Origin of the sequence: Aminobacter sp. MSH1, assembly GCF_003071665.1 — a bacterium.
In the GTDB taxonomy this organism is placed as follows: domain Bacteria; phylum Pseudomonadota; class Alphaproteobacteria; order Rhizobiales; family Rhizobiaceae; genus Aminobacter; species Aminobacter niigataensis.
The window spans coordinates 2,671,052-2,697,107 of record NZ_CP026265.1 but is presented as its reverse complement, the minus strand read 5'-3'; the positions used below and the strand labels follow the sequence as shown (position 1 = coordinate 2,697,107).

Sequence of the window (26,056 nt, the reverse complement as noted above, 5' to 3'; positions counted from 1 at the left end):
ATGCGGGATGTCCGGCCCCGGACGAACCGGGGCCGGAAGGACGGTGTCATTCGGCGGGCTGCAGGAAGCGGGCGGGCTTCTCGCTGCGTTGGCGTCCGGGCACCAGCACGGCCCACATGAACATCAGCGCCGAGACGACCACGACGACGCCCGAGCCAAGGCGCACCCAGTAGAACAGGGCGAGCTGGTCCTGCACGTCCATGTAGCTCTCGCCCAGAACGCGCTGGAGATGCACCTGGACGACACCGGCGAAGGTCAGCGCGAAGGTCATCACCGACATCGCCGTGACCATCATCCAGAAGCTGGTGATGTTCAGCCACTGATTGTAGGGCGCGCGACCTTTGATCTCGGGAATGGCATAAGCCATCATGGCGAGATTGAGCATCACATAGGCACCGAAAAAGGCGAGATGCCCATGCGCCGCCGTCACCTGCGTGCCGTGGGTGTAGTAGTTCACCGACGACAGCGTGTGCAGGAAGCCCCAGACACCGGCGCCGAAGAAGGCCATGACCGAGCAGCCGATGGACCACAGCAGAGCGGCCTTATTGGGGTGGTTGCGGCCGGCCTTCCAGGTCATGTGGAAAGTGAACAGCACCATGGAGAAGAACGGCGCCACTTCGAGCGTCGAAAACAGCGAGCCGATCCACTGCCAGTAGCCGGGCGCGCCGATCCAGTAATAATGGTGGCCGGTGCCGAGGATGCCCGAGAACAGGGCGAGGCCGACGATGACGTAGAGCCACTTCTCCACCACCTCGCGGTCGACGCCGTTGAGCTTGATCATCAGGAAGGCGAGCACCGACGCCATGATCAGTTCCCACACACCCTCGACCCAGAGATGGATGACGTACCACCAGTACATCTTGTCGAGCGCGAGGTTTGACGGGTTGTAGAACGAGAACAGGAAGAAAATCGCCAGTGCCCAGAGCCCGAACAGCAGGATGTTGGTAACGGCGGTCTTGCGCCCCTTCAGCGCCGTCATGGTGATGTTGAACAGGAACATCAGCACGACGACGACGATGCCCACCTTGATGACGAAGGGCTGTTCGAGGAACTCGCGCCCCTCGTGGATCCGGAACAAGTAGCCGACCACGGCGATGCCCGCGGCGATGAAGAACATCCAGAACTGGAGGATCGCCAGCTTCGGGCTGTAGAGCTCGGTCTCGGTTTCCTCGGGCAAAAGGTAATAGGTTGCGCCCATGAAACCCATCAGCAGCCAGACCACCAGCGCGTTGGTGTGGATCATGCGGATGATGTTAAACGGCAACAGCTCCGACAGCGTGTTGGGCACGACATAGACGAGGCCGGCAAGCACGCCGAAGGCGACCTGGGCCAGGAACAGGACCAGGGCGCCGTAGAAATAGGTCATCGCGACCTTTTGCGTTTCATATTTCATGTCTCTCTCCTAGGCGCCTCAGCCTGCCTCGTTCGGGGGCCACTTCTGGGTGTTGATGCGGCTGGTCCATTCGAAGAAATCGGCGAGATCGTTCAGTTCCTCGTCGTTGAGGTTGAACTGCGGCATCTGGCGCCGGCCCTCGATCCCCGACGGCTGCGCCGCCATCCAGGCCTTGAGCGTTTCGCGCGCGCCCTCGGGGTCGCTCTCGCCGCCGTAGCGCTTCCAGACATTGCCGAGTTCGGGCGCGAAATAGGCGCCCTCGCCCAGGATGGTGTGGCAGTTGATGCAGGAGTTCTTCTCCCACACATGCTTGCCGCGCGCGACGGAGTCCGTCAGCGTCTTCTCGTCCGTGGAGGTCGTGCGGATGTAGAAATGGCTGTGGGCCGTCAGCCCGACGAAGATTGCGAAGAAGAAGATCGAGCCGCCGTAGAAGACGTTTCGAGCCCCCGTTTTTGTGAGGCGTTCTGCCATCACGTGATCCTTTCCAGACAGAGGCCGCGCCAGCGGTTCGGCCCGATCGTTTTCCCTCCCGACGGGCACGGCCCGGCGGTCTCCGGTTACCCGGACCGGAACCTTCTATGGGTTTGGGGAAGAGCTTCTTTGCGTTTTGGCAAACAAGTCGCCCACGGCTCAGCCGGCCGCCATCGCGACAGCGATCGCCTTTGCCGCGCCGCCCAGCACGAGCACAAGGCACCAGCCCAGCAACGCACGCGACATCGCCGCCTGGCCGCGCAGGCCCATGAAATCCAGGATGACGAGGCGGGCTTTGAGCATGGCGAGTCCGAGAACGAATGCGACCCCGGCCGCCGCGCCGCCAAAGCGCACGGCCAGCACACTCGCCCCGGTCAGGGCGAGAAGGATAAGCCAGGAGCGGGCAAGCCGCCGGGAAGAGCCGTCTGCCATGCCGCTCACACGAGATAGACGAGCGGGAACATGACGATCCAGATCAGATCGAAGACATGCCACAGCGTGGTGATGAGGATGACGTTGGCACGGCTGGTCCGCCAGCTGACGAGGAGCAACACCAGCGCGCCGAAGGCAACGTGCAGCAGGTGGAAACCCGTCAGCAGGAAGTAGAGCTCGAAGAACACGCCATAGGCTTCATCTCCGGCATGGCCGATCTCGCCGCTGTATTCGAACAGCTTGATGGCAACGAACAGCAAGCCGAACAGTGCAGCCACGACAAGCGCGCCCCTGGCCTGGCCGCGCGTCGCTCCAGGCCGCGCCGCGCGCGCCGCCTGCCAACCGCTGGTGAGCAGCACGGCGGTGTTCAGCGCGGCGAGCGGCACGTTGAGGTGCACGCGCGCTGCGGCGAACTGGTCCGCCTGCACGATGCCGGCGACCATGAAGGCAACAAGCAGGATGCCGAAGGCGGCGAGCTCGCTCCACACCAGGATCCAGAGCAGGAAATCGCCGGCATCCGGCGCTTCGTCTTCCTGCACATGCGTCGAAACGGTCATGTCCATGCTGCTTCTTAGGCAGGCGGCGGCAGGGCTTCTTTGCGTTTGCGCAAGGTGACGGGCGCGAAAATCTGCGACATCGCGGCATCGGAATCGAGCAATGGAGCCCGCGATGAGCAACGCCCAATTCGGCCTTTCGGTCGCCACGCCGATCATCGTCGGCTTCGCGCTGTTGGTTTATCGCATGGGCGTCCTGCAGCGCACGGGCGCCGCTTCCGCGGTGCTCGCATCGATCGCCATCGCAGCGGTGCTGTTCTTCAACCAGTAGGCGTTGCAGGGCAGGTGGCGATGAGCGATCCCAATTCGACGGCTGGTTTCACCGAGTTGAACGGGCTTTATCGCGCGACACTGCAAATCTGCGACAGGCTAGAAGCCGTCGCCGATTCCCTTCCCCGTCCCGACCGCAGGCTCTGCCGGCAGATCGCTGCAGAGCTCAAACCGGCCATCGCGGCGGCAAACAGGCTGGAGGAGGAAATCCTCTTTCCCGCCGCCCTTGGTCGCCTGCCGGCTGCCGGCACCGGGGCGACGATCGAGCGGCTGCGCCGGGAACATGCACAGGACCATGCTGCCGCCGACGAAATCGTCCGGATCCTCGTCACCCTTTCGCGCGGCGGCGGCAAGCGCTCCTGGGATGCGATAGGCTACATGTTGCGCGCCTATTTCCTGGCTATTCGCCGCCATGTGGCATGCGAGCAGAACCTGCTCGCCGCAATTCGGACGCCCCCCTGCCCCGACTGACGCGGCATCCCACGCGGGACGCTGCCCTGGCCGCCCGGCCAAGAATTGCGGCGGCGCTGTAGTGCCGACCCGTCATTTTCCCAGGGCAGACCAAGTTGCGGCACTGCAACAATTGTTTGCGCCGCAACAAAGATCGCTTGCCGCAAGCCGCCTATCCTCCTGACCGTAATAACAGGCAACGCCAATCACGAAGGAGAACTGAAATGTTGACGCGACGCGAAGCACTCTTGGGTACGGCCACAGGTGCGGCAGCGGCCGCGCTCCTGGGCTCGGTTATCGTAACCCCGGCGCTGGCACAGGCCAAGGTGGCCGACATCGCCGGCCTGCCACGTATCAAGGTCGACCTGGTCGCCCCGCCCTTCGCCCACCCTCATGACCAGATCGCCAAGGGCGGCCCGAAGGTCATCGAATACCGGATGACCATCAAGGAACTGCCGATGGTGATCGATGACGAAGGCACGACGCTCCAGGCGATGACCTACGAAGGCTCCATGCCCGGCCCGTTGATGATCGTCCACGAGGGCGACTATGTCGAACTGACGCTGGTCAATCCCGAAACCAACGAGATGCCGCACAACATCGACTTCCATGCCGCCACCGGCGCGCTGGGCGGTGGTGCGCTGACCCACGTCAACCCGGGCGAACAGGCCGTGCTGCGCTGGAAGGCGACCCGCACCGGCACCTTTGTCTACCACTGCGCGCCGACGGGCATGATCCCCTGGCACGTCGTCTCCGGCATGAGCGGCGCCGTCATGGTCCTGCCGCGCGACGGGCTGAAGGACGGGGCCGGCAAGCCGCTGAAGTACGATCGTATCTTCTACATCGGCGAGCACGACCTCTATGTGCCGCGCGACGAGAACGGCAAGTACAAGAAGTACGAGAGCCTCGGCGACAGCTATGACGAGACGCTGAAGGTGATGCGCGGCCTGATCCCGACCCACGTCGTCTTCAACGGCAAGGTCGGTTCGCTGACCGGCGACAACGCGCTGAAAGCCAAGGTCGGTGAAACGGTGCTGTTCGTCCACGCCCAAGCCAACCGGGACAGCCGGCCCCACCTGATCGGCGGCCACGGCGATCATGTCTGGGAAGAAGGCAAGTTCGTCAATGCCCCGGCCAAGGACCTGGAGACCTGGTTCATCCGCGGCGGATCTGCGGGCGCGGCGCTCTACACCTTCCTGCAGCCGGGCATCTACGCCTACGTCAACCACAACCTGATCGAGGCGGCCGAACTCGGCGCAACCGCCCACGTGATGGTCGAGGGTGAATGGGACGACGACCTGATGAAGCAGGTGCAGGCACCCGGTCCGATCCCGACCAACTGACCGGCAGGCTCCTTTCACTGTCCAACTCGGCCCGCCGGCATGCCTGCGGGCCGTTTTTTTAAGGATGAGATCGATGAAACCCGGCTTTCTCCTGACCACGGCACTCGTGATCCCCGCCATCGCGCTGGCCGTCTACCTGGCCCGTGATCCAGCCGGGCCCGCCGCCCCGCCGGCAATGGCCTCGCCGCAGACGGTCGCCATTGCCCCCGGGCGGCTGGCCTACAGGCTGCCCGGCGAGTTCCAGACCGCCGAGCGCCCGGTCGATGCGCCGGAGGATCGCGTCCGCTTCCGCCGTTCCTTCGACATCATGGCCTATCAGGTCAGCGCTGCCGACTATGCCCTGTGCGTCGCCGATGGCGCATGTGATCAGGCGGATGGCGCCTTCCAGCGCGCTGAAAACCTGCCCGCGACCGGCGTAAGCTTCCGCGATGCCAACGCCTATGCCCAGTGGCTGTCGCACAAGACAGGAGAAGGCTGGCGGCTACCGACCGACGAGGAGTGGGCGTTCGCGGCAGCCGAGCGTTTCAGCGACGAGGGTATCGACCCCAACGGCGGCAGCGACGCCATCGCCCGCTGGCTGGCGCGCTACCGCAGCGAATCCGAGGCGGCCAGGGGACGTGATCCCGAGCCCAAGCCGCAGGGCCATTTCGGCGCCAATTCCAACGGCCTCCACGATGTCGGCGGCAATGTCTGGGAGTGGACGACGACCTGCTACCGCCGGGTGGCGCTCGACAAGAACGGGCGCGTCGACACCAGCACAGACAATTGCGGCGTGCGGGTCGTCGCCGGCAAGCATCGCGGCTACATGTCGTTCTTCATCCGCGACGGCAAGAGCGGCGGCTGTGCGGCAGGCCTGCCGCCCGACAACCTCGGCATCCGCCTCGTCAGGGAGCGTCCGTCGATGCTGTCTGCGTTCAAGGCGCTCTGGCGCGGCGCCACCGGCTAGGCAATTCCAAAAAGAAGGGCCCGGACCTCCGATGGAGATCCGGGCCTTTTTCGTTTCGGCAGTTCAGGCCAACCTTGTCACGAGGGTGCCGGGTTAGCTTGCCGCGCGCGCAGCTTGGGACGCAGCAGCATTCCGCCATAGACTGCCGCATAGCCCAGGAAAGCGAGTGTCCAGGCAGCGGCAGACGCGTGCAGCAGCGGTGTCATGCCTGGCAGGAAAGCGTAGGCGATCCTGAGGATTGCCGACGCGACGACTGCAACGAAGACCATGCAGGTGGCGTTGCCGGCATGCAGCGCGCGTCCCGTATGCCCAAGCGTGGCCCGCGACATCACCGCAAGCGTCATCGCGCCGATTGCGCCGGTGCCGAAGGCATGCAGGCCTGCGGCCGGTGCCACGACTTCGGGCAGGAGGACCGCGAGCGCGGCCAGCACGAACCCGACCGGCACGAAGGCATAAGCCACGTGCAGGATGACCACCAGCGGATCGCGCCAGGTGCGCTCGCCGGCCCAGCGACTGAACCTTGCCACGTTGAGCGCCCCTGCCGCGAGCAGTGCTGCGCCGCTCGCCACATGATCCGGGAAGCAGGTCCAGGCCAGAAGTGCGGCTGCAGAGCCCAAGATCGTGACGGCATCGAAGCGATTGAATGGCACCGGCAACCGCCCCGGAGCCTGGCGCGCCAGCCAGTTGCGGGTGAAGCTCGGAATGATGCGGCCGCCGATGATCATGATCAGCACCACGGTCGCGCCGATCCCGAGCCGCCGGGCGATGTCGGCCTCGCCGTTGAAATGCACTTCGAGATGGTAGGCGACATTGGCGGCAAACAGGACGCCGACCGGCACAAGCACCTTGAGGTTGCGCCAGTTGCGGCCGGCGATGATCTCGACGGCAGCTGCCACGGCGACCGCCAGCAGGAACGAACTGTCGATCACGGCGGCGGCGAGCCAGCCGATGTCGGCCGAGAAGAACACTGCGAAGCGGCCAGCCAGCCAGATCGCCACCAGTACCGCCAGCGGCAGCCCCTGCACCGGCAACCGGCCCGTCCAGTTGGGAATGGCGGTGAGCAGGAACCCGGTGACGATGGCCGCGACATAGCCGAAGATCATTTCATGGATATGCCAGTCGACCGGGGTGAAGACGCTCGCCGTCTCCAGCCGCCCGTAGAGCATCGGCAACCACGCCAGGATGGTCAGGCCGGCATAAAGCGAGCCGAGCAGGAAGAACGGCCTAAAGCCGTAGGAAAGCACGGCGGGATAGTTTCCCGGCCGAACGCGTGGAATAGCCATGACAGCCCCTCCAACGGGGAAATGCCGGGTGGAACCGTTCCACCCGGCTGGCTTAGAGACAGATTTGAATGCCCCGCACTCAGTTGCCTGCGGGCACCTGCGCCAGAAGCGCTTCGAACGACTTCTTGGCCTTGCCCATCTGCTTGACGGCCTTGGCCTGCTCGAGATTGGTCGGCTTGCCGACCACGATCAGTGCCACCATGCCCATGCCGTAGTGCGGCGTGCACTTGACGCCGTAGACGCCTTCCTTGTCGAGGGTGACGGAAATCTTCTCATTCATCTTGCCCTTGAAGGGCGTCGCACCCTCCGGGATCATGCCCTTGATGCTTTCGGCGTCGTGAGACTTGTCGGTCGGCACGAAGGTGATGGTATCGCCGGGTGCGGCAACGACGAAATCGGGCTGGAACACCATCGCGCCCTTTTCGCCCTTGTTGAGCATCTGGATCTCGATTTCGGCGGCCTGCGCGACACCGGCCAGAAGCATGGCTGCGAACGCGGCTGCGGTGGCAATGGCGTATTTCATGATCTTTTCTTTCCTTTCACGACGGCTCCAGCCGTTGGGCCTTGCCTATGTCGTTTTTGCCGGGGACACTTTGATCCAGCGCAAACCGCAGCGAGATGATCTGTGGTTTCGGAGAGCAGGATCGGGCACTCGCAGGAGCAACTGAAATGAGCCGTCTTGACCGCTCGCTAATCGCCGGCTTGCCCGTCTTCCAGGGCATGACCCCGGCGGATCTCGACCGTGTCCTCCAGCAGGCGCGTTCGCTGCGCATCGCCAAGGACCAGACGGTCTTCGAGCAGGAAGGTGACGCGCACTCCTTCTTCCTCCTGCTCGACGGCCACGTTCGCGTCGTCAAGACGACGCCCGACGGCCAGCAGGTCATCGTCCGCTACATCAGCCCGGGTGAGCTGATGGGCATCGCTCATGCGCTGGGACGCACCACCTACCCCGCCAGCGCCGTTGCCGCCGTCGACTGCGTCGTGCTCGCCTGGCCGGGCAATCTGTGGCCCGACCTAGCCGGGTCCTTTCCGAGCTTTGCCACGGGCACCTACAAGACTGTCGGCACCCGGCTCCAGGAGGCCCAGGCCCGCGTCGTCGAGCTGGCCACCGAGCAGGTCGAGCAGCGCGTCGCCCACGCGCTGTTGCGGCTGGTCAAGCAGACGGGACGCAAGACCGAGGAAGGCATCCTCATCGACTTCCCGATTTCACGCCAGGACATCGCCGAGATGACGGGCACGACGCTGCACACCGTCAGCCGGCTGCTCACCGCCTGGGAGGAAAAGGGACTGGTCAAAAGCGGACGCCAGAAGGTCACCGTGGTCGAGCCGCACCGGCTGTTCGCACTGGCCGAAGGGCGCGCCGACAAGGGCTGACGGGCAGTCTGCGTCCTCACTTCATCGCGCTCGTCAGGTCGCGAACCAGCACGTCCTCGTCGAGGTGATGCTCCCGCGCGGCATCTGCAACGGTGTGGAACGAGGCGATCGGGCAGCCGACGCAAATCAGGCCGTGGCCGAGCATCACGCGTATAGTTCCCGGCCATTGGCGCATGATCGCGTCCATGCTCATGTCGTCGTTGAAACGTGGCTTCATCGTCGCTCGCCGCTTGTGAAGCCACGACAATGGACGTTTCCGGCCTCGCGATCATTGCGCGCGGACAAACAGAACGCGGATTGCGCCGGCCTCAGTCCAGCGCCATGGCTTCCATGGGCAAGCCGGCATGGGAAGCCTTGACGTAGCGGTCGAGGGCATCGACGGCCGAGGATTGCGGCAGCTGGTTGCCCTGCAGTTCCGGCGGCACCTGCCAGCCGGGTGCGATGCCCTTCATGTTGGGCAGTTCGTGGGCGATGCCCTTGTGGCAGTCGATGCAGGTCGCCTTGCCGGAAAGCAGGTAGCGCGTGTGGATTTCGGCGGCGCGCTGCGTCTGGCGCGTCAGGTCCATCGCCACCGACGAGTGGCAGTTGCGACATTCGAGGCTGTCATTGGCCTTCAGCCGCGCCCATTCGTGCTGGGCAAGCTCCAGTCGTTTGTCCAGGAACTTGCGCCGGGTGTCGATCGTCCCGAAAATCTTGCCCCAGACCTCCTTCGAGGCCTGCATCTTGCGGGCGATCTTGTCGGTCCATTGGTGCGGCACATGACAATCCGGACAGGACGCACGCACGCCGGAACGGTTGGCGAAGTGGATCGTGTGGGTCAGTTCCTGGTAGACGTTGTCGCGCATCTCATGGCACGAGGTGCAGAATTTCTCGGTGTTGGTGACCTCCAGCGCGGTGTTGAATGCGCCCCAGAACATCACGCCGCCGACAAAGCCGCCGAGCGTCAGGAAGCCGAGGCTCAGCGTGCCGGCCGGTGTACTGACGATCTGCCATGCCCACAGCAGCCACTCCTTCAATCGTTGCATGGGCCTACTCGCTGCCGGCGGGCTTGAAGCCCAGTTCGCTCATGTCCTTGAAACGGTTCTCGACCAGTGGCCGCACATCCGCCTGCGGCACGTGGCATTCGGTGCAGAAATAGCGCCGCGGCGAGACGTCGGCCAACATCTGGCCTTCGCGCGTCATGTAGTGGGTGACGCTGATCATCGGCGCTCCCGAACTCTGGGTGAACTCGCGCTTGTGGCAGGACAGGCAGCGGTTGGTGTTGACCGAGAGCTGATAGCCTTCGATCGAATGCGGGATGACCGGCGGCTGCTCGGGATAGGCGCGCATCTTGCGAACGTCGTCGGTCACCCATTTGGGAACCGGCGCCGCCGGGATCGTTTCCATCGGCGACGGTGGCCCCGTCAGTTCGGGGGACTTGTCGGCAGCCATCTGGGCCAGCGCCGCCGTGCCCGCGCAGAACAGCGTGACGAAGACAAGCGCAGGGACGCTGCGCCGCAAGCTCATGCGACCGGAACGATCTTGACTGCGCATTTCTTGAAATCTGTCTGCTTGGAGATGGGATCGGTGGCGTCGAGCGTGACCTTGTTGATGAGCTGGCTGGCGTCGAACCACGGCACGAAGATCACCCCGCTCGGCATCCGGTTGCGCCCACGTGTCTCGATGCGCGAGCGGATTTCGCCGCGCCGCGAGATCACTCGCACCTCGGCGCCCTGGTTGATGCCGCGCTTGCGCGCGTCGTCGGCATTCATGAAGCAGCGCGCGCCGGGGAACGCCTTGTAGAGCTCGGGCACGCGCAGCGTCATCGAGCCGGAGTGCCAGTGCTCGAGCACGCGCCCGGTGACCAGCCAGATGTCGAACTCCTCGTCCGGCGATTCCGCCGGCGGCTCGTAGGGCACGGCAAGGATCACCGCCCTGCCGTCGGGGCGGCCGTAGAACTTGACCCCCTCGCCCGGCTTCACATAAGGGTCGAGGCCCTCCCGGTAGCGCCAGCGCGTTTCCTTGCCGTCGACCACCGGCCAGCGCAGCCCGCGCACCTCGTGATAGGTGTCGTAGGGCGCCAGGTCGTGGCCGTGACCGCGGCCGAAGGTGGCATATTCCTCGAACAGGCCCTTCTGGATGTAAAAGCCGAACTCGGTGGCCTCGTTGTTGGCGTAGTCCGGGTTGATCTCGCTACGCGGGAACTTGTCGACATTGCCGTTGCCGAACAGCACGTCGAACAGCGTCTTGCCGCGATAGGCCGGATTGGCGTCGAGGATTTCCTTCGGCCAGACCTCGTCGGTGGTGAAATGCTTCGAGAACTCGGCCAGTTGCCAAAGGTCCGAGCGCGCCTCGCCGGGGGCCTGGACCAGTTGATGCCAGACATGGGTGCGGCGCTCGGCATTGCCGTAGGCGCCCTCCTTCTCGACCCACATCGCGGCGGGCAGGATGATGTCGGCCGACATCGTCGTCACGGTCGGGTAGGCGTCGGAGACGACGATGAAATTGTCCGGGTTGCGATAGCCGGGATAGGCCTCGTTGCTGCTGTTGGGCGAAGCCTGGATGTTGTTGTTGACCTGCACCCAGTAAAAATTGAGCTTGCCGTCCTTCAGCATCCGATCCTGCTCGACCGCATGAAAGCCCGGCTTGTCGGGCAGCAATCCGGGCGGTAGCTTCCAGATTTCCTCGGCGTGCTTGCGGTGCTCGGGATTGGTGACCACCATGTCGGCCGGCAGGCGATGGGCGAAGGTACCGACCTCGCGCGCCGTGCCGCAGGCCGAGGGCTGGCCGGTCAGCGAGAACGGGCTGTTGCCCGGCTCGGAGATTTTGCCTGTCAGCAGATGCAGGTTGTAGACCATCTGGTTGGCCCAGACCCCGCGCACATGCTGGTTGAAGCCCATCGTCCACAGCGACATGACCTTGCGGCCGGGATCGGCGTAGAGTTCGGCAAGCTCTTCGAGAAATCCCTTCTCGACGCCGGTCAGTTCGGCGACCTTGTCCAGCGTGTATTCCGAAACCAACTGCTTGAATGCCTCGAAGTCGGTCGGCTCCATGTTTGCGGCATTAGCCGCGCCCTTGGCCGCAACCTCGCGCGGATCTTCCGGCCTCAGGCCATAACCGATGTCGGTCTCGCCGCGCATGAAGACGGTGTGCTTGCTGACGAAGTCCTCGTTGACCCGTCCCGTCGTGATGATGTGGTTGGCGATGTAGTTGAGGATGGCCAGGTCGGTTCCGGGCTTGAACACGACAGGAATGTCGGCAAGGTCCATGCTGCGATGGGTGAAGGTCGACAGCACCGCCACCTTGACGTGTTCGTGTCCAAGTCGCCGGTCGGCCAGACGCGTCCACAGGATCGGATGCATCTCGGCCATGTTCGAGCCCCACAGCACGAAGGCGTCGGCAGCCTCGAAATCGTCGTAGCAGCCCATCGGCTCGTCCATGCCGAAGGTGCGCATGAAGGCGTAGGCGGCGGATGCCATGCAGTGGCGGGCGTTGGGATCGAGATTGTTGGAGCGGAAGCCGGCGCGCATCAGCTTGGTCGCGGCGTAACCTTCGAAGATGGTCCACTGGCCGGAGCCGAACATGCCTAGTGCCGTTGGTCCCTTCTCCTTGAGCACCGTCTTGACCCGCTCGGCCATCAGGCCGAAGGCCTCGTCCCAGCTTACCGGCTCGAACTCGCCGTCCTTGTCGTAGACGCCGTTGCGCTTGCGCATCAAAGGCGTCGTCAGCCGATCGGCGCCATACATGATCTTGGACAGGAAATAGCCCTTCACGCAGTTGAGGCCGCGGTTGACCTCGGCCTGTGTATCGCCATGGCTGGCGACCACCTGGCCGTCCTTGACGCCGACCATGACGCCGCAGCCGGTGCCGCAGAAGCGGCACGGCGCCTTCGACCACTTGATCTCCAGCGAGCCGACCCCGCCGGGGATGGGCTGCGCCGACGCCGGCAGTGCAATGCCTGCCGTTGCAGCCGCAACGGCCGCCGCCTGCGCCTTCAGGAGCTCGCGTCGGTTCAATTCTGCGGTCATGGTGCCGAGCCCTCCAGTTCCTCGATATGTTCAAAGACCATGTTGGCCGCGACCACGCCGTCGAGGGCGCCAAGCGCGGTAAGCTGCGCGCCCAGCTCGCCGGCGCTTTCGCCTTCCATTACGACCACGATGCGGTTGTTTTCCTGCGCCCGGATTTCCGGGCCGCCCATGGCGACGATCGCATCGGCCACTTCGGCCAGCCGCCCGGGCATGACGGCGATCACCGCGCTCGATATGTGGTGGTAGCGTCTTTCGTCAGCCATCGACGGCCTCCGGCATGCGTGACGCGACCGCAATCGCCTGCGACGGGCATGGCCCAATACAGGCACCGCAGCCGGTGCAGGCACTCTCGTTCAACTCCGGCACGAATGGTCCGCCGATGCGCGGCCGAAATGCAATCGCCGCTTCCGGGCAGGCGTCGCGGCAAGTCATGCAGGACACCCCGTTGCGGGCCAGGCAGGCGTCTGAAATGGCCACGACATGGGCAAAGGCGGGCGGCGCAGCGCGGTCGAAAACGGGTTCCGGGCAAACCGTGGCGCAGTCGCCGCAAAGCAGGCACTCGCCGGCCTGGAAATCCAGCGACGGCTTGCCTTCGACCAGCGCGATGATGGCGCTCGGGCAGGCTTCGACGCAGGCACCGCAACCGGTGCAGGAGGCAAGCCCATCTTCAAGCATGCCGGGAGGCGGGATTCTTCGCACCGGCTGTTCGTCGCGGCCGGTCAGGAACGACCTGCGGCTGATGCTGCCCGGCGCCGCCATCGGCTCAACCTCCCGGAGGTCCGGGCGGCCCGAAGATGATCTGCCACATCCAGACCATAAAGCCGTAGCCGCCGACGACGCCCACGGCGACGATGGGCCAGATTCCGAAGGCCAGAACGAGGAACGCCAAGAGCTCTTTGCGGCGCGTGGAAACACCAGGCCGAACGGTGCCGGAGTTTCCTTGGTCCTGGGTCATGATCCCCTCATGTGCCTTGGACAGGAAAGTGCATTCGCGACGGGAAGGTTACTCCAACAGATCATCTTTGCAACTCTGCCGGCAGGCGATTGTGCTTGTACGAAGCAGCGATGGGGTCGCAGCGAGCGCCGCCATGACCTGGGCGGCGGTGCAATGCGCGGGCGCGCCGCCAGGAGCGACGGCGGGCAAATTCCATCAAGACATCGGTCTTCGTTTACGATTTATTAACCATACCATATCCATTTGTTGACGAAATAAACTTTGCATCTACTCGAAAATACTATTTCATAACTTTGCAGATCAGCATGACAAGCATATTGACGAATTCCTCTTCAATGACCGCCCTGCAGGCATTGAAGGCCGCAAGCTCGAGCCTTGAGGCGACGCAAGGCCAGGTCAGCACCGGCCTTCGCATTTCCGAAGCGTCACACAATGCCGCGTACTGGTCGATCGCCACCACCATGCGTTCCGACAACATGGCGCTGTCGACAGTTTCCGACGCCCTTGGCCTGGGGATCGCGCGGGCCGACATTGCCTACACCGCGCTCGATTCGACCGTAGGACTGCTTTCGGATTTCAGCGCCAAGGTCATCCTCGCCAAGGATCAACCGGACAACCGGGCCAAGATACAGACCGAGTTGGAAAACCTGAAACAGCAGATCGCAAGTATCGCAACCTCCGCCAATTTCAACGGAGCGAACTGGCTGAACACCGAACATCCCGGCAATCTGGCCGAACTCTCGGACTACAAGACGGCAATCGTGTCTTCGTTCGTCAGGTCACCGGAAGGCCATGCTTCGATCGGCAAGACTGACGTGAACCTCCTCCGCACGAGCCTGTTCAATGTCGGTGGCGGCGGTGCGCTGCAGGCGGATCCCAGGAGCCTGGGAGACATCGGCGGATTGCGCGGCCAGAGCCTGAACACCAATGGGGCCATGGGCTTCCAGGACTTCGGCTTCACCGGTGCTGTCGCCATTGGCGACACCGAGGCGATACGCTTTACCTTGACGCTGGACGAAGGCCTCCATGCGGCCGGGCAGACTTTCGATGTCGTGATCGACAAGGCGCTGGTCAGCGCCGAACTCGGAACCACCGATGGCCAGATCAACACCATCGCCGAGATGCAGAGAGTACTCGAGGCGGCGCTCAACGACGCCGGTGCGCCCGCTGTCGTCAGTATCGCAGGGAGCAGGTTCGCAATCCGGAGCGAGGAATTGACGGGAGAGTCGGGTTCAAGCGTCTCAGTGGCGCTGACCGAGACCATCGGCGGACAGGCTGCGGGTCTGGAAAATCCGCTGGCTGGAAACATCCGCGACAGTTACGCGACAACAGGCCTTCTCTTCGCCGGCCCCTTCCGCGTCCACAACGATGTGGAATTCAGCTTCGCGATCGAAGTCAGCGGCAACACGCCGGTCAGGATCACCATCGACCGTGCCATGGTCGACGCGGCTCTCGGAACCACCGACGGCATCGTGGCCGATCCCGACCAGCTTGCTGTCCTGCTCGACCACGCACTCGACGGCCAGGGCATCAACGTCGTCGCAACCAGCAACTTTGTAAGATTGCTCATCGACGACACGGTGCATCCGAACGCCGGCGCGCGATCCACGATCGCCTTGAGGGATGTCGCCGACAATGTCGGGATATTGCCTGACTTCGACCTGATGGACGTCGACGTCTCCGCTCCGTCGGCAAATCTGGACAATTACATCTCCGGTCTCGACGGCATGCTGAAGAAGGTCATGACCGCTGCCAGCGAACTGGGCGCCCTGAAAAAGAGCCTGAACCTGCAGGCCGATTTCGCAAAAAGCCTTTCGGATTCGCTCAGTCGCGGGGTCGGTCAGCTCGTCGATGCGAACATGGACAAGGCGTCGACCAGGCTCACCGCGCTGCAGACCCAGCAGCAATTGGCGATCCAGTCGCTGCAGATCGCCAACGCCAACCCCCAATCGATCCTGCAACTGTTCCGATAACGTGCCGCCTGCCCCGGCATCGCGGCTCTCCGCCCGCACCGCACCCCCTCGGTCTTTAGTCTCCTTTACAATGCCCTGAGGCCATGCAGTCATGTGGCATCAGGAGAAAATGGGAGGGCGGTGCGTTGGGAGGCGCGCCGCAATTGCCGATGTTTTCGCATTCCGACCATATTCGCGAGATCGAAAGCGTCAGCCTTGGAGCTTCGACCGGGCGCGACGAGCAGGTGGTCAAGTCGTGGCTGCGCTGCATCGAGCAGCATCGGCTCGACCCGACCCAGGCCTGCGAAGCCTATATCCTGCCAGATGGGGAACTGCGCGAGCATCGCCAGCAGTCGGAGGAGCTGATCGCCATCGCCCGCTCCGGCCTCGAAAACCTGTTCCGGCAGGTGGCCGGCCAGAACTACGTGCTGCTGCTGTCCGACCGCAAGGGCGTGACGGTCGAGTTTCTCGGCGACCCGCTGTTCGACAACAACCTGCGCAAGGCCGGCCTCTACCTCGGCTCGGAATGGTCGGAAGCACGCGCCGGAACCTGTGCCGTCGGCGCCTGCCTGGAGGCCGGCGAGGCCCTGACCATCCACCAGACCGACCATTTCGACAACACCCATACGCCTTTGTCCTGCACGGCGGCACCGGTCTACGACATCCGCGGCGACCTTGCCGCGGTGCTCGACATTTCGCTGCTGAGTTCGCCGATCCGCAAGACCAGCCAGAATCTGGCGCTGCATCTGGTAGCTGCCACCGTGCGCCGCATCGAACTCGCCAATTTGATGGCCCAGACCCGCGACGAATGGGTGCTGCGCTTCGCCCGGTCGCCGGAATTCCTCGATGTCGATCCGGAAGCGGCGATTTCCATCGACGGCGCTGGACGCATCATCGGCATGACCCATGGCGGCGCCAAGATCCTGGCGCGTTCGGTCGGGCTCGACTGGCGCCAGCCGGACGGCCTGATCGGCCAGCCGATCGCGCGCTTCTTCGACATGGAGATCGACGACCTGCCGGATCTCACCCGGCGGCGGCCGACGCAGGACCGGCTGGTCTTCGCCCGCGACGGCAGCGCGCTGTTTGCCCACGCCATCGAGCCGCACCACAAGGTCCAGGCGCCGGCCATTGCGCGCGACCAGATCCCGGTTTCGCTGCGCGGCCTGAGCGGCGGCGATCCGCAAATGGCGGCACTCCAGGCCAAGGCGGCGAAGCTCGCCGGCAGGCCGCTGCCCATCCTGCTCCAGGGCGAAACCGGCACCGGCAAAGAATATCTCGCCAAGGCGATCCACGACGGCGCTGCCGCCAAGGGCAAGTTCGTCGCCATCAACTGCGCCGCCATCCCCGAGCAACTGATTGAAAGCGAACTGTTCGGCCATTTGCCGGGCGCCTTCACCGGCGCATCGGCCAAGGGCCGCAAGGGGCTGATCGAAGAGGCCGACGGCGGCACGCTGTTCCTCGACGAGATCGGCGACATGCCGCTTCCGCTGCAAAGCCGCTTCCTGCGCGTGCTGGCCGAACGGGAAGTGCTTCCAGTCGGTGCATCGCGGCCGAAGCCGGTCAACCTCAGGGTCATCTCGGCGTCTCACCGCGATCTTGGTTCGCTCGTGCAGGAAGGGCGTTTCCGCGAGGACCTCTACTATCGCCTGAACGCCGCGACGCTTTCCATCCCGCCGCTGCGTGAACGCCGCGACTTCGACTGGCTGCTCGACACGGTCATCGCCCGCCATCGCCTGGACGGCGAAACGCTGACAATGGCGCCCGCGGCACTGCTCGCCCTGCGCGCCCATGGCTGGCCGGGCAACATCCGCGAACTCGACAACGTCATCGCGGTTGCCGCAGCGCTCTGCCAGGACGGCGTGATCGAGCTTTGCGATCTGCCCGAGACCATGGCGCCGGTGACCGAGGTGACCGACCGCCTGGACGATGCGGACTCCGGCCCGGCCGCACTGCAGGCGATGCTTGCCGCGTGCAACTGGAACGTCTCCGAAACCGCCCGCCGCATGGGCCTCGACCGTTCCACCGTCCACCGCCAGATCAAGCGCTACGGGCTGACAGCGCTCCACTGAGCTGTTGCAGCGCCTGCTGCAACAGCTGTGGCGTGCTCCAGGCGCGCTGCAACAGGTGTTGCCCCACCTCCCCCCGGAAATACCGGGCTTTCCCGCCATCCGCGACTTGGCACGGCACTTGCTGTGCATGGAGCGACTGGAACCGGAGGAAAGCCATGTCGAACAGTTCGGGCATCCACGCCCTGCTGGCCCCTGAGGGAACACCCGCGAGATCCTGATCTCGCCAATCCCCGCCCCGGGATCGCGCGACGCCAAGCGCCGCTCCCCAGCAAACAATCATAGGCAATTCGGAGGAAGACAAAATGCTCGACGACAGCCCCCAGACCAAGATCGACAGCATTCTCGGCAAGCTGGAAAAGGCCCTCGCAAGCGGCGACATCGACGCCGCCGTGAACCTGTTCCAGGCGGACTGCTACTGGCGCGACCTCGTGACGTTCACCTGGAACCTCAAGACCATGGAGGGCCACGACCATGTCCGCGACATGCTGAAGAGCCAGCTCGCTTCGATCAAGCCGGGCCGGTTCCGCCAGGATGAGAAGGAACTGGCCAGCCAGAATGACGGCATCACCGACGGCTGGTTCGAGTTCGAGACCGCGGTGGCGCGCGGCTATGGCCACATCAGGCTGAAGAACGGCCTGATATGGACGCTGCTGACCACCATGAGCGAGTTGAAGGGCCACGAGGAGCCCAAGGGCCTGCTGCGCCCGATGGGCGCCGAGCACGGCAGCGACGCCGGCCGCCGGACGTGGAAGGAAAAGCGCGAGGCCGAAGCGGCCGAGCTCGGCTTCACCACCCAGCCCTACACCGTCATCATCGGCGGCGGCCAGGGCGGCATCGCCCTCGGCGCCCGGCTGCGGCAGCTGGGCGTGCCGACCATCATCATCGAAAAGAACGAGCGGCCCGGCGACAGCTGGCGCAAGCGCTACAAGTCGCTCTGCCTGCACGATCCGGTCTGGTACGACCACCTGCCCTACATCCCGTTCCCGGAGAACTGGCCGGTTTTTGCGCCGAAGGACAAGATCGGCGACTGGCTGGAGATGTACACCAAGGTCATGGAGCTCAACTACTGGAGCTCGACCACCTGCAAGTCCGCCGACTATGACGAGGCTGCCGGGGAATGGACCGTCGTGGTCGAACGCGACGGCCAGGAGATCGCGCTGAAGCCGAAACAGCTGGTGCTGGCCACCGGCATGTCCGGCAAGGCCAACGTCCCGAAATTCAAGGGCCAGGAGGTCTTCAAGGGCGAGCAGCAGCATTCCTCGCAGCACCCCGGGCCCGACGCCTACAAGGGCAAGAAGGTCGTGGTCGTCGGCTCCAACAATTCCGCGCACGACATCTGCGCAGCCCTTTGGGAAGGCGGCGCCGACGTCACCATGCTGCAGCGGTCCTCCACCCACATCGTCAAGTCCGACTCGCTGATGGAGATCGGGCTCGGCGACCTCTATTCGGAGCGCGCCGTCGCTTCGGGCATGACGACGCGCAAGGCCGACCTGATCTTCGCCTCGCTGCCCTATCGCATCATGCACGAGTTCCAGGTGCCGATTTACGACAAGATCCGGGAGAAGGACGCAGCCTTCTACCAGCGACTGGAAGATGCCGGCTTCATGCTCGACTTCGGCGATGACGAGTCCGGGCTGTTCATGAAATATCTCCGGCGCGGCTCCGGCTACTACATCGACGTCGGCGCCTGCGAACTGGTGGCCGACGGCCGGATCAAGCTGGTCAGCGGCGTCGGCGTCGAGAAACTGACGGAAACCTCGATCGTTCTCGAAGACGGGCGCGAACTGGAGGTCGACCTCATCGTCTATGCCACCGGCTACGGCTCGATGAACGGCTGGGCGGCCGACCTGATCAGCCAGGACGTCGCCGACAAGGTGGGCAAGTGCTGGGGACTCGGCTCCAGCACGACCAAGGACCCCGGCCCCTGGGAGGGCGAGCAGCGCAACATGTGGAAGCCGACCCAGCAGGAAGCGCTGTGGTTCCACGGCGGCAACCTGCACCAGTCCAGGCACTACTCGCAGTATCTCTCCCTGCAGATCAAGGCGCGCCAGGAAGGGATCGCCACTGAGGTCTACGGGCTGCAGGACGTCCATCACAAGTCCTGACGTCAAGAACGCTGCAGGCCGGCGAGCTTCTACGCTCCCGGCCTGCATGCCTGTCTGGGTCTAACGACTAATTGACCGGAGCGCTGAGGCAGGCAACGACTAGACGCAGCAAAGAAGGGTGCAGACCGCCGTCGGAGGAGAGGATGAGAGGCACCGCAATCGTCGAGCATGCCGACAAGGTCCAGGCGGCACTGAAGTCGAGCGACGCTGCGCGCTCGGCGCTTGTCGCTTCGTGGCAACGTTCGTCGCAGCACCGTCTCGACCCGACGCACCGAAGCCCGCCCGAGCGGCTGACCGAGGCCGAGCTGTCGCTGGCCCGGCAGCGCATCGAGCCGCTGATATCAGCAGCCCAGGCCAGCCTCGACCGGCTTTATCTTGCCGTCGGCGGGGTCGGCTGCTGCGTGCTCCTGGCCGACCGCAACGGTATCCCGGTCGAGCGCCGCGGCGCCGTCGCCGATGACGAGACCTTCCATGACTGGGGTCTTTGGACGGGCACGGTCTGGAGCGAGGAAAGCGAGGGCACCAACGCCATCGGCACCAGCCTTGTCGAGCAGCGGCCGCTGACCATCCATCGCGGCCAGCATTTCCTCTCGCGCAACACGGCACTTTCCTGCACCACGGCCCCGATCTACGACCATCAGGGCAATGTTGCCGCGGCCCTCGACGTATCGTCCTGCCGGGCCGACCTGACCGAAGGTTTCGTCAACCTGATCGCACTTGCCGTCGGCGACGCCGCGCGCCGCATCGAGGCCGACAATTTCCGCCTCGCCTTCCCCCGTGCCCGCATCATCCTGACGCCTGAGGTCGAGCGCAGTCCCGGCGGCATGATTGCCGTCGATGCCGACGACCTGGTCATCGGCGCGACGAGACAGGCGCGCCTGACCTACGGCATCACGAGGGAACGGCTCGAGCGGCGACTGCCGGTCGCCGACATCGTCGGTGGCAGCATGCGGGCCGCCGAAGACCTCGACGAGGCCGAACGCGCAGCACTTCACCGGGCGCTTGCCCGCGCCGACGGCAACGTCTCCGCCGCGGCCCTGAAGCTTGGTATTTCGCGCGCCACCCTGCACCGCAAGCTCAATCGCCTCGGCATCCGCCGCGCGCATTGACCTTGCTGCCCGGAACTGTCGCAGTTCTGCGACAGTTGGCACCGGCGACCGCTCCTCCCCCGGCTGACACGGCCCGGATATTCTCCGACGCTCCTCCCGACGCGCTGCATCCCGCAGCGTTGCTTCTCGGGAGGAAGTTCATGAACAAGGTCGAGTTTTCGCGCACCGCCAAGGTGCCCTTCGCCAAGCGCTACGACAACTACATCGGCGGTCAGTGGGTCGCGCCGAAATCCGGCCGCTATTTCGAGAACATCTCGCCGGTCACCGGCCGGCCGCTCGGCGAAATCGCCCGCTCCGACGCCGCCGACATCGAGGCAGCGCTCGATGCCGCCCACAAGGCCAAGGACGCCTGGGGCAGGACCAGCCCGGCCGCCCGCGCGCTGATCCTCAACCGCATCGCCGACCGCATGGAAGAAAACCTCGACTTGCTGGCGCTCGCCGAGACCTGGGACAACGGCAAGCCGATCCGCGAGACGACTGCCGCCGACGTACCGCTGGCCATCGACCATTTCCGCTACTTCGCCGGTGTCCTGCGCAGCCAGGAAGGCAGCCTGTCGCAGATCGACGACGACACCGTCGCCTACCATTTCCACGAGCCGCTCGGCGTCGTCGGCCAGATCATCCCGTGGAACTTCCCGCTGCTGATGGCCTGCTGGAAGCTGGCGCCGGCAATTGCCGCCGGCAATTGCGTGGTGCTGAAGCCGGCCGAACAGACCCCCGCCTCTATCATGCTGTGGGCCGACCTGATCGGCGACCTGTTGCCCGACGGCGTATTGAACATCGTCAACGGCTTCGGTCTCGAAGCCGGCAAGCCGCTGGCATCGAGCCCGCGCATCGCCAAGATCGCCTTTACCGGCGAGACGACGACCGGCCGGCTGATCATGCAATATGCCAGCCAGAACCTGATCCCGGTGACGCTCGAACTCGGCGGCAAGTCGCCCAACATCTTCTTCCAGGACGTGACATCGGAGGACGACGACTTCTTCGACAAGGCCATCGAAGGCTTCGTCATGTTCGCACTCAACCAGGGCGAGGTCTGCACCTGCCCTAGCCGCGCTCTCGTGCACGAGAAGATCTACGACAAATTCATGGAGCGCGCGCTGAAGCGCGTCGAGGCGATCGTCCAGGGCGACCCGCTCGACCCGGCGACGATGATCGGCGCGCAGGCATCGTCCGAGCAGTTGGAGAAGATCCTGTCCTACATGGACATCGGCCGTCAGGAAGGCGCCGAGGTGCTGACCGGCGGCGAGCGCGCGCATCTGCCCGGCGACCTTGCCGGCGGCTACTACGTCAAGCCGACCGTCTTCAAGGGCCACAACAAGATGCGCGTCTTCCAGGAGGAAATCTTCGGCCCGGTGGTGTCGGTCACCACCTTCAAGGACGACGACGACGCGCTGTCTATCGCCAACGACACGCTCTACGGCCTCGGTGCCGGCATCTGGAGCCGCGATGCCAACCGGCTCTACCGCTTCGGCCGCGCCATCCAGGCCGGCCGCGTGTGGACCAACTGCTACCACGCCTATCCGGCGCACGCGGCCTTCGGCGGCTACAAGCAGTCGGGCATCGGCCGCGAGACGCACAAGATGATGCTCGACCACTACCAGCAGACCAAGAACATGCTGGTCAGCTACAGCCCGAAGAAGCTCGGCTTCTTTTGATCGCCTCCCAGGGCGCGGCGCGGCAGAAATGCCGCGCCGTCTGCGCCTGAAGTGCGGGAGTTCCTGCGATGCCTGAAAAGATGTCCATCGACAAGGTCTCCGCCACGCCTGAGGCAATCGCCCTGCTGGCCGAAATCATCGCCGACCACGGGCCGGTGCTGTTCCACCAGTCCGGCGGCTGCTGCGACGGCTCCTCGCCGATGTGTTATCCGCGCAGCGATTTCATCGTTGGCGACAACGACGTGCTGCTCGGAACGGTCGGCGAGACCCCCGTCTACATCGGTGCCTCGCAGTTCGAGGCCTGGAAACACACCGACCTCACCATCGACGTCGTTGCCGGTCGCGGCGGCATGTTCTCGCTCGACAATGGCCGCGAGAAGCGCTTCCTGACGCGTTCGACGGTCTGCACTCCGAAAGCTTGAACACGGGCGGCTCGGCGCTCGCCCCCCCGCGACCGTGGCTGCCGGGCCCGGCAAACCGCCTCCCGCCCCTCCCTGTTCGGCCGGATGGTTGTTCCAAGAGCCGCTTATGGTAACGATGAGACAAACAGACTCGTCAAATCGATGAAGGCCATATGGGAAATCAAGCCAACCTGATCGACCGGCTCCGCATCGAAAACGATGACATGAACCCGGCCGACCGTGCGATCGCCAACGCAATTCTCGACGACATCGAAGCGGCGACGCGGCTGCCGATCAAGGAACTTGCGGCTAGGGCAAAGGTCAGCGAACCGACCATCATCCGTTTCACCCGGCGTATCGGCTGCGACGGCTTCACCGATTTCAAGATCAGGCTGGCGCAGGATTATGCGGTCGGCCGCATGTACATCGTCGGCGAGCGCAATTGGGCGGCGGAAACGGGCCCCGACGTCGCCGAAAACGTCTACGAGGCGACGATCCAGGCCCTCGCCGTGGCCTTCTCGCAGCGCGACCCGGCTGCGCTGGAGCAGGCATCGGAACTGCTCCACAAGGCGCGCCGCATCTTCTGCTTCGGCGTCGGCGGCAGTTCGGCAAACGTCGCACGCGAAGCGGAAAACCGGCTGTTTCGCCTGGACCTGGCAGTTTCGGCGACCGCCGACCCCTACAAGCAACGCATCATCGCCTCGACCGTGGAAGCCGACGACGTGCTTTTCATCTTCTCGGTCACCGGCAAGCCGCTCTCGCTGATCGACAGCGCCAAACTCGCCACCTCACTCAATGCCAAGGTGGTCACCGTCACCCATCCCGGCAGCCCCCTGGCCAGCCACGCCACCGTCAACGTGCCCCTCGTCGCCTTCGACGAGGAGAAATTCTTCTACATGCCGAACCGTGGACGCTACGGGCAATTGTTCGTGCTCGACTGCATCTCGACGCTGATCGGTGCACGCCGCCGCAGCACGGTCGGCAAGAAGCTGTGGCGGGCGCGTTCAACGCTCGTCGCCCTGCACGGCAGCACCGACAACCAGCCCATCGGCGACTAATCGGTCGGCCCGCACCGCAATTCCGGACACCGCAGCGAGAGCCGCAGCATCTCGGCGTGAGATAATTTTATTCAGCAAAGACAAATAGATAACTGTCTTTCCGCATGCCACGGACAGCGGACGTTCCCGCGCTTTGCACAGGGTGTGAAATTTTACTCCGCATGCGTTGACATGTGAGTAATAAAACTACATCCTTCGATGAAACAACACCTCAGCCCATCCGAAAGCCGACCATGCCGATAGCCGACAAAACCATTGTTTCCTTCCGCTTCGACGAGGTCATCGTGCCGGCGCACAAGGGTGTCATCAACTCGGACAGCCTGGCAAAGCCGCTTCACATGCTGCCCGTCGGCGGCAAGGCGGCCTGGAGCATGCAGTTTGACGAACTGCCCAAGCTTGTCCTGCGCATGACGCTGGCCGACGGCACCGTCGGCCTCGGCGAGTTCTACCGCGACCACGAATGGCCGCGCATCGAGGCGATCTGCGCCAACCTGCTCGGCCAGTCGATCATGGACCTGCCGCTGCAGGACCTGCCGCTGCCGCTGTGCCGAGAATATGACGGCTTCGAATGCGCGATCTGGGACGCCTATGCCAAGTCGCTCGGCGTGCCGATGCACCGCCTGCTGGGCGGCGCCATCCGCGACCGCGTGCCTGTCAGCGCATGGTCGAGCCACCGCACGCAGGAAGAGGTCGGCCCCTGGGTCAAGCGCTACCATGAGCAGGGCTACAAGGTCATCAAGTTCAAGTGCGACCTCGAAGACGACGTCGCTGGCTGGTGCGCCGAGATCAAGCAGCACGCGCCGGGCATGAAGGTCATCTTCGATCCCAACCAGCGCTGGGAGAATGCCGGCAACGCCCGCCGCATCATCCGCGAGCTCGAAGCCGTCGGCAACGTGCTTCTGCTCGAGGACCCGCTGCCGCGTTGGATGCAGCTCGACTTTGCCGAACTGCGCCGCTTCTCCTCGATCCCGATCGTGCTGCACGTTTCGTTGCCCTACGTCTTCCAGGGCCAGCGTCCGCACGACGCCATCAACGCCATCGCGCACAATGCCGTCGACGGCTTCAACTTCAACGGCGGCCTCGCCAAGTTCCAGGTGCTCGATCACATCGCTGCAACCGCGGGCCTCTATTGCTGGCACGGATCGGAAATCGACCTCGGCATCCTCGAGGCGATGTATGTCCACCAGTCGGCGGCGGCGAAAAGCTGTGTGTGGCCGGGCGACATCTTCGGCCGCATGATCCGTACGCATGACCTGCTGGAAACCCCGCTCGCCTTCGAGCCGCCCCATGTCGGCATTCCGGCCGACGGTCCGGGACTTGGCGTGAAGCTCGACGAAGCCGCCCTCGCCCGCTTCCGCACCTCCGAACGCACGATCGCCTGAGGGACAGCAGATGCGCTGGGAAAAGCTCACCACCAACGAGTTTGCCGGACTGGATCGCTCCATTCCGGTCATCCTCAACGTCGCCGCCATCGAGCAGCACGGCCCGCATCTGGCGATCGACACCGACGTCGCCATCGGCGGCCACTTCCTCGACCGGCTCGAACAGCGCATGGGCGACAAGGTGCTCATCCTGCCGCAGGTCAAGGTGTGCTGCTCCGAGCACCACATGGACTTTGCCGGCACGCTGACCGTGCGCCACGAGACTTTCCTCGCTTATGTCGGCGACATCCTGGAAAGCGTCGTGCGCCATGGCTTCACCAATCTCGTCATCTTCAACAGCCATGGCGGCAACCAGGCCGTCGGGCAGGTGTTGCTCGAGAGCTTCGGTTCGAGCCATCGCGAGTGCACCATCGCCATGCTCACCTGGTGGCGGCTGGTGGCGCCCGAACTTGAAGCGATCCGCGAGAGCGGCTTTGCCGGCGTCAACCACGCCTGCGAATTCGAGACGTCACTGATGCTGCTCGCCGCCCCCGAAAACGTGCGGCGCGAGCTGATCGGCGACATGTCCTATGTCGAGACCTACGACTGGGCCAACGCCGACATGATCCGGGCAAGCCGTGGAGCGCTCTTCCGCACCATGCATCAGATGTCCGGCGGAACCGGCGTGGTCGGCGATCCGTCCACGGCGAGCGCCCGCAAGGGCGAACTGATCACCGACGCGGTCGTGACCGAACTGGAGCGCGTGGTGAGGTCGCTGACAAAGGCGAATTGAGAATTACCGGCAACTTAATTGGATATAGGGAGGGAACCATGCTGAAGAAATTGACTATTGCAGGGCTGGCAA

At 64.3% G+C, this 26,056-nt stretch carries 27 protein-coding genes; 14 read left to right on the top strand and 13 right to left on the bottom strand.

Annotated features, from left to right (window positions below):
* Positions 1-46 precede the first annotated feature (46 nt).
* From CO731_RS13380 to CO731_RS13365, 4 genes are all read right to left on the bottom strand, one after another.
* Positions 47-1,393 carry a cbb3-type cytochrome c oxidase subunit I gene (locus CO731_RS13380; protein WP_108607525.1) on the bottom strand — a complete coding sequence of 449 codons (1,347 nt, stop codon included), beginning with the start codon at positions 1,391-1,393 and terminating at the stop codon, positions 47-49.
* Between the two features lie 18 nt (positions 1,394-1,411).
* A complete protein-coding gene (locus CO731_RS13375; RefSeq protein ID WP_108607524.1) occupies positions 1,412-1,864 on the bottom strand; it encodes a cytochrome c in 453 nt (150 codons plus the stop codon).
* 159 nt (positions 1,865-2,023) lie between these two features.
* A complete protein-coding gene (locus CO731_RS13370; protein WP_108607523.1) occupies positions 2,024-2,296 on the bottom strand; it encodes a cytochrome C oxidase subunit IV family protein in 273 nt (90 codons plus the stop codon).
* A 5-nt stretch (positions 2,297-2,301) separates the two neighbouring features.
* Positions 2,302-2,859 (bottom strand): cytochrome c oxidase subunit 3, encoded by a 558-nt coding sequence (locus CO731_RS13365; RefSeq protein ID WP_199914463.1) that lies wholly within the window; start codon positions 2,857-2,859, stop codon positions 2,302-2,304.
* A 106-nt stretch (positions 2,860-2,965) separates the two neighbouring features.
* Between CO731_RS13365 and CO731_RS29060 the strand changes: the two genes are divergently transcribed.
* The 4 genes from CO731_RS29060 (at position 2,966) to CO731_RS13350 (ending at position 5,859) form a co-directional block, all read left to right on the top strand.
* Complete coding sequence (locus CO731_RS29060) at positions 2,966-3,121, top strand: hypothetical protein (protein WP_199914462.1); 156 nt, start codon at positions 2,966-2,968, stop codon at positions 3,119-3,121.
* Positions 3,122-3,141: 20 nt separating this feature from the next.
* Positions 3,142-3,591, top strand: a complete 450-nt coding sequence (locus CO731_RS13360; RefSeq protein ID WP_108607522.1) for a hemerythrin domain-containing protein — start codon at positions 3,142-3,144, stop codon at positions 3,589-3,591.
* Positions 3,592-3,794: 203 nt separating this feature from the next.
* On the top strand, positions 3,795-4,913 hold the full coding sequence (gene nirK / locus CO731_RS13355) for a copper-containing nitrite reductase (RefSeq protein ID WP_108607521.1): 1,119 nt from the start codon (positions 3,795-3,797) through the stop codon (positions 4,911-4,913).
* Positions 4,914-4,986: 73 nt separating this feature from the next.
* Positions 4,987-5,859, top strand: a complete 873-nt coding sequence (locus CO731_RS13350) for an SUMF1/EgtB/PvdO family nonheme iron enzyme (RefSeq protein WP_108607520.1) — start codon at positions 4,987-4,989, stop codon at positions 5,857-5,859.
* Between the two features lie 77 nt (positions 5,860-5,936).
* Here the strand turns inward: CO731_RS13350 and CO731_RS13345 are convergent, their stop codons facing one another.
* Positions 5,937-7,142, bottom strand: a complete 1,206-nt coding sequence (locus CO731_RS13345) for an NnrS family protein (protein WP_108607519.1) — start codon at positions 7,140-7,142, stop codon at positions 5,937-5,939.
* A 79-nt stretch (positions 7,143-7,221) separates the two neighbouring features.
* Positions 7,222-7,665, bottom strand: coding sequence for a pseudoazurin (locus tag CO731_RS13340; RefSeq protein WP_108607518.1), 444 nt, complete (start codon positions 7,663-7,665; stop codon positions 7,222-7,224).
* Between the two features lie 146 nt (positions 7,666-7,811).
* On the opposite strand from CO731_RS13340, the gene CO731_RS13335 reads away from it, so the two are divergent.
* Entirely contained in the window at positions 7,812-8,516 is a 705-nt protein-coding gene (locus tag CO731_RS13335; protein ID WP_108607517.1) for a Crp/Fnr family transcriptional regulator, read from the top strand.
* 16 nt (positions 8,517-8,532) lie between these two features.
* Here the strand turns inward: CO731_RS13335 and CO731_RS13330 are convergent, their stop codons facing one another.
* From CO731_RS13330 to napE, 7 genes are all read right to left on the bottom strand, one after another.
* Positions 8,533-8,733: a DUF1858 domain-containing protein gene (locus tag CO731_RS13330; protein WP_108607516.1), complete on the bottom strand. Its 201-nt coding sequence runs from the start codon at positions 8,731-8,733 to the stop codon at positions 8,533-8,535.
* A 91-nt stretch (positions 8,734-8,824) separates the two neighbouring features.
* On the bottom strand, positions 8,825-9,541 hold the full coding sequence (locus CO731_RS13325; protein ID WP_108607515.1) for a cytochrome c3 family protein: 717 nt from the start codon (positions 9,539-9,541) through the stop codon (positions 8,825-8,827).
* Positions 9,542-9,545: 4 nt separating this feature from the next.
* Complete coding sequence (locus CO731_RS13320) at positions 9,546-10,049, bottom strand: nitrate reductase cytochrome c-type subunit (protein ID WP_108607514.1); 504 nt, start codon at positions 10,047-10,049, stop codon at positions 9,546-9,548.
* On the bottom strand, positions 10,019-12,523 hold the full coding sequence (gene napA, locus CO731_RS13315; protein WP_108607513.1) for a periplasmic nitrate reductase subunit alpha: 2,505 nt from the start codon (positions 12,521-12,523) through the stop codon (positions 10,019-10,021). The genes CO731_RS13320 and napA overlap by 31 nt, the downstream gene beginning before the upstream one ends.
* Positions 12,520-12,786: a chaperone NapD gene (locus tag CO731_RS13310; RefSeq protein WP_108607512.1), complete on the bottom strand. Its 267-nt coding sequence runs from the start codon at positions 12,784-12,786 to the stop codon at positions 12,520-12,522. The genes napA and CO731_RS13310 overlap by 4 nt, the downstream gene beginning before the upstream one ends.
* The gene (gene napF, locus CO731_RS13305) at positions 12,779-13,282 is read right to left on the bottom strand and encodes a ferredoxin-type protein NapF (protein WP_108607511.1); all 504 of its coding nucleotides are present in this window, start codon (positions 13,280-13,282) and stop codon (positions 12,779-12,781) included. Before napF ends, CO731_RS13310 begins: the two co-directional genes overlap by 8 nt.
* A 4-nt stretch (positions 13,283-13,286) precedes the next feature.
* Positions 13,287-13,478, bottom strand: coding sequence for a periplasmic nitrate reductase, NapE protein (gene napE, locus CO731_RS13300; protein ID WP_108607510.1), 192 nt, complete (start codon positions 13,476-13,478; stop codon positions 13,287-13,289).
* 305 nt (positions 13,479-13,783) lie between these two features.
* Here napE and CO731_RS13295 point away from each other — a divergent pair, with 305 nt between their 5' ends.
* The 9 genes from CO731_RS13295 to CO731_RS13250 all read left to right on the top strand — a co-directional run bounded on the left by CO731_RS13295 (position 13,784) and on the right by CO731_RS13250 (position 25,984).
* Positions 13,784-15,451: a flagellin gene (locus CO731_RS13295; RefSeq protein ID WP_256371616.1), complete on the top strand. Its 1,668-nt coding sequence runs from the start codon at positions 13,784-13,786 to the stop codon at positions 15,449-15,451.
* Between the two features lie 149 nt (positions 15,452-15,600).
* Complete coding sequence (locus CO731_RS13290; protein WP_108607508.1) at positions 15,601-17,499, top strand: sigma-54-dependent Fis family transcriptional regulator; 1,899 nt, start codon at positions 15,601-15,603, stop codon at positions 17,497-17,499.
* 302 nt (positions 17,500-17,801) lie between these two features.
* Positions 17,802-19,604 (top strand): NAD(P)/FAD-dependent oxidoreductase, encoded by a 1,803-nt coding sequence (locus CO731_RS13280; protein WP_108607506.1) that lies wholly within the window; start codon positions 17,802-17,804, stop codon positions 19,602-19,604.
* Positions 19,605-19,747: 143 nt separating this feature from the next.
* Positions 19,748-20,713: a helix-turn-helix domain-containing protein gene (locus CO731_RS13275; RefSeq protein WP_108607505.1), complete on the top strand. Its 966-nt coding sequence runs from the start codon at positions 19,748-19,750 to the stop codon at positions 20,711-20,713.
* Positions 20,714-20,853: 140 nt separating this feature from the next.
* A complete protein-coding gene (adh, locus tag CO731_RS13270) occupies positions 20,854-22,371 on the top strand; it encodes an aldehyde dehydrogenase (protein ID WP_108607504.1) in 1,518 nt (505 codons plus the stop codon).
* A 68-nt stretch (positions 22,372-22,439) separates the two neighbouring features.
* Entirely contained in the window at positions 22,440-22,793 is a 354-nt protein-coding gene (locus tag CO731_RS13265) for a DUF779 domain-containing protein (RefSeq protein WP_245439332.1), read from the top strand.
* A gap of 152 nt (positions 22,794-22,945) precedes the next feature.
* Positions 22,946-23,830: a MurR/RpiR family transcriptional regulator gene (locus CO731_RS13260; RefSeq protein WP_108607503.1), complete on the top strand. Its 885-nt coding sequence runs from the start codon at positions 22,946-22,948 to the stop codon at positions 23,828-23,830.
* A 233-nt stretch (positions 23,831-24,063) separates the two neighbouring features.
* Positions 24,064-25,212 (top strand): enolase C-terminal domain-like protein, encoded by a 1,149-nt coding sequence (locus tag CO731_RS13255; RefSeq protein WP_108607502.1) that lies wholly within the window; start codon positions 24,064-24,066, stop codon positions 25,210-25,212.
* Positions 25,213-25,222: 10 nt separating this feature from the next.
* Positions 25,223-25,984, top strand: coding sequence for a creatininase family protein (locus CO731_RS13250; RefSeq protein WP_108607501.1), 762 nt, complete (start codon positions 25,223-25,225; stop codon positions 25,982-25,984).
* The last annotated feature ends 72 nt before the right edge of the window (positions 25,985-26,056 follow it).

Bases quoted from the DNA above. Each gene is read 5' to 3' on its own strand.
- CO731_RS13310 (WP_108607512.1), bottom strand. From the start codon at position 12,786: ATGGCTGACGAAAGACGCTACCACCACATATCGAGCGCGGTGATCGCC.
- CO731_RS13280 (WP_108607506.1), top strand. From the start codon at position 17,802: ATGCTCGACGACAGCCCCCAGACCAAGATCGACAGCATTCTCGGCAAG.
- CO731_RS13370 (WP_108607523.1), bottom strand. From the start codon at position 2,296: ATGGCAGACGGCTCTTCCCGGCGGCTTGCCCGCTCCTGGCTTATCCTT.
- CO731_RS13260 (WP_108607503.1), top strand. From the start codon at position 22,946: ATGGGAAATCAAGCCAACCTGATCGACCGGCTCCGCATCGAAAACGAT.
- CO731_RS13350 (WP_108607520.1), top strand. From the start codon at position 4,987: ATGAAACCCGGCTTTCTCCTGACCACGGCACTCGTGATCCCCGCCATC.
- CO731_RS13365 (WP_199914463.1), bottom strand. From the start codon at position 2,859: ATGGACATGACCGTTTCGACGCATGTGCAGGAAGACGAAGCGCCGGAT.
- CO731_RS13290 (WP_108607508.1), top strand. From the start codon at position 15,601: ATGTTTTCGCATTCCGACCATATTCGCGAGATCGAAAGCGTCAGCCTT.
- CO731_RS13340 (WP_108607518.1), bottom strand. From the start codon at position 7,665: ATGAAATACGCCATTGCCACCGCAGCCGCGTTCGCAGCCATGCTTCTG.
- CO731_RS13330 (WP_108607516.1), bottom strand. From the start codon at position 8,733: ATGAAGCCACGTTTCAACGACGACATGAGCATGGACGCGATCATGCGC.
- nirK (WP_108607521.1), top strand. From the start codon at position 3,795: ATGTTGACGCGACGCGAAGCACTCTTGGGTACGGCCACAGGTGCGGCA.
- CO731_RS13295 (WP_256371616.1), top strand. From the start codon at position 13,784: ATGACAAGCATATTGACGAATTCCTCTTCAATGACCGCCCTGCAGGCA.
- CO731_RS29060 (WP_199914462.1), top strand. From the start codon at position 2,966: ATGAGCAACGCCCAATTCGGCCTTTCGGTCGCCACGCCGATCATCGTC.
- CO731_RS13325 (WP_108607515.1), bottom strand. From the start codon at position 9,541: ATGCAACGATTGAAGGAGTGGCTGCTGTGGGCATGGCAGATCGTCAGT.
- CO731_RS13275 (WP_108607505.1), top strand. From the start codon at position 19,748: ATGAGAGGCACCGCAATCGTCGAGCATGCCGACAAGGTCCAGGCGGCA.
- CO731_RS13250 (WP_108607501.1), top strand. From the start codon at position 25,223: ATGCGCTGGGAAAAGCTCACCACCAACGAGTTTGCCGGACTGGATCGC.
- CO731_RS13335 (WP_108607517.1), top strand. From the start codon at position 7,812: ATGAGCCGTCTTGACCGCTCGCTAATCGCCGGCTTGCCCGTCTTCCAG.
- CO731_RS13320 (WP_108607514.1), bottom strand. From the start codon at position 10,049: ATGCGCAGTCAAGATCGTTCCGGTCGCATGAGCTTGCGGCGCAGCGTC.
- CO731_RS13360 (WP_108607522.1), top strand. From the start codon at position 3,142: ATGAGCGATCCCAATTCGACGGCTGGTTTCACCGAGTTGAACGGGCTT.
- adh (WP_108607504.1), top strand. From the start codon at position 20,854: ATGAACAAGGTCGAGTTTTCGCGCACCGCCAAGGTGCCCTTCGCCAAG.
- napA (WP_108607513.1), bottom strand. From the start codon at position 12,523: ATGACCGCAGAATTGAACCGACGCGAGCTCCTGAAGGCGCAGGCGGCG.
- CO731_RS13375 (WP_108607524.1), bottom strand. From the start codon at position 1,864: ATGGCAGAACGCCTCACAAAAACGGGGGCTCGAAACGTCTTCTACGGC.
- CO731_RS13380 (WP_108607525.1), bottom strand. From the start codon at position 1,393: ATGAAATATGAAACGCAAAAGGTCGCGATGACCTATTTCTACGGCGCC.
- CO731_RS13345 (WP_108607519.1), bottom strand. From the start codon at position 7,142: ATGGCTATTCCACGCGTTCGGCCGGGAAACTATCCCGCCGTGCTTTCC.
- CO731_RS13255 (WP_108607502.1), top strand. From the start codon at position 24,064: ATGCCGATAGCCGACAAAACCATTGTTTCCTTCCGCTTCGACGAGGTC.
- napF (WP_108607511.1), bottom strand. From the start codon at position 13,282: ATGGCGGCGCCGGGCAGCATCAGCCGCAGGTCGTTCCTGACCGGCCGC.
- napE (WP_108607510.1), bottom strand. From the start codon at position 13,478: ATGACCCAGGACCAAGGAAACTCCGGCACCGTTCGGCCTGGTGTTTCC.
- CO731_RS13265 (WP_245439332.1), top strand. From the start codon at position 22,440: ATGCCTGAAAAGATGTCCATCGACAAGGTCTCCGCCACGCCTGAGGCA.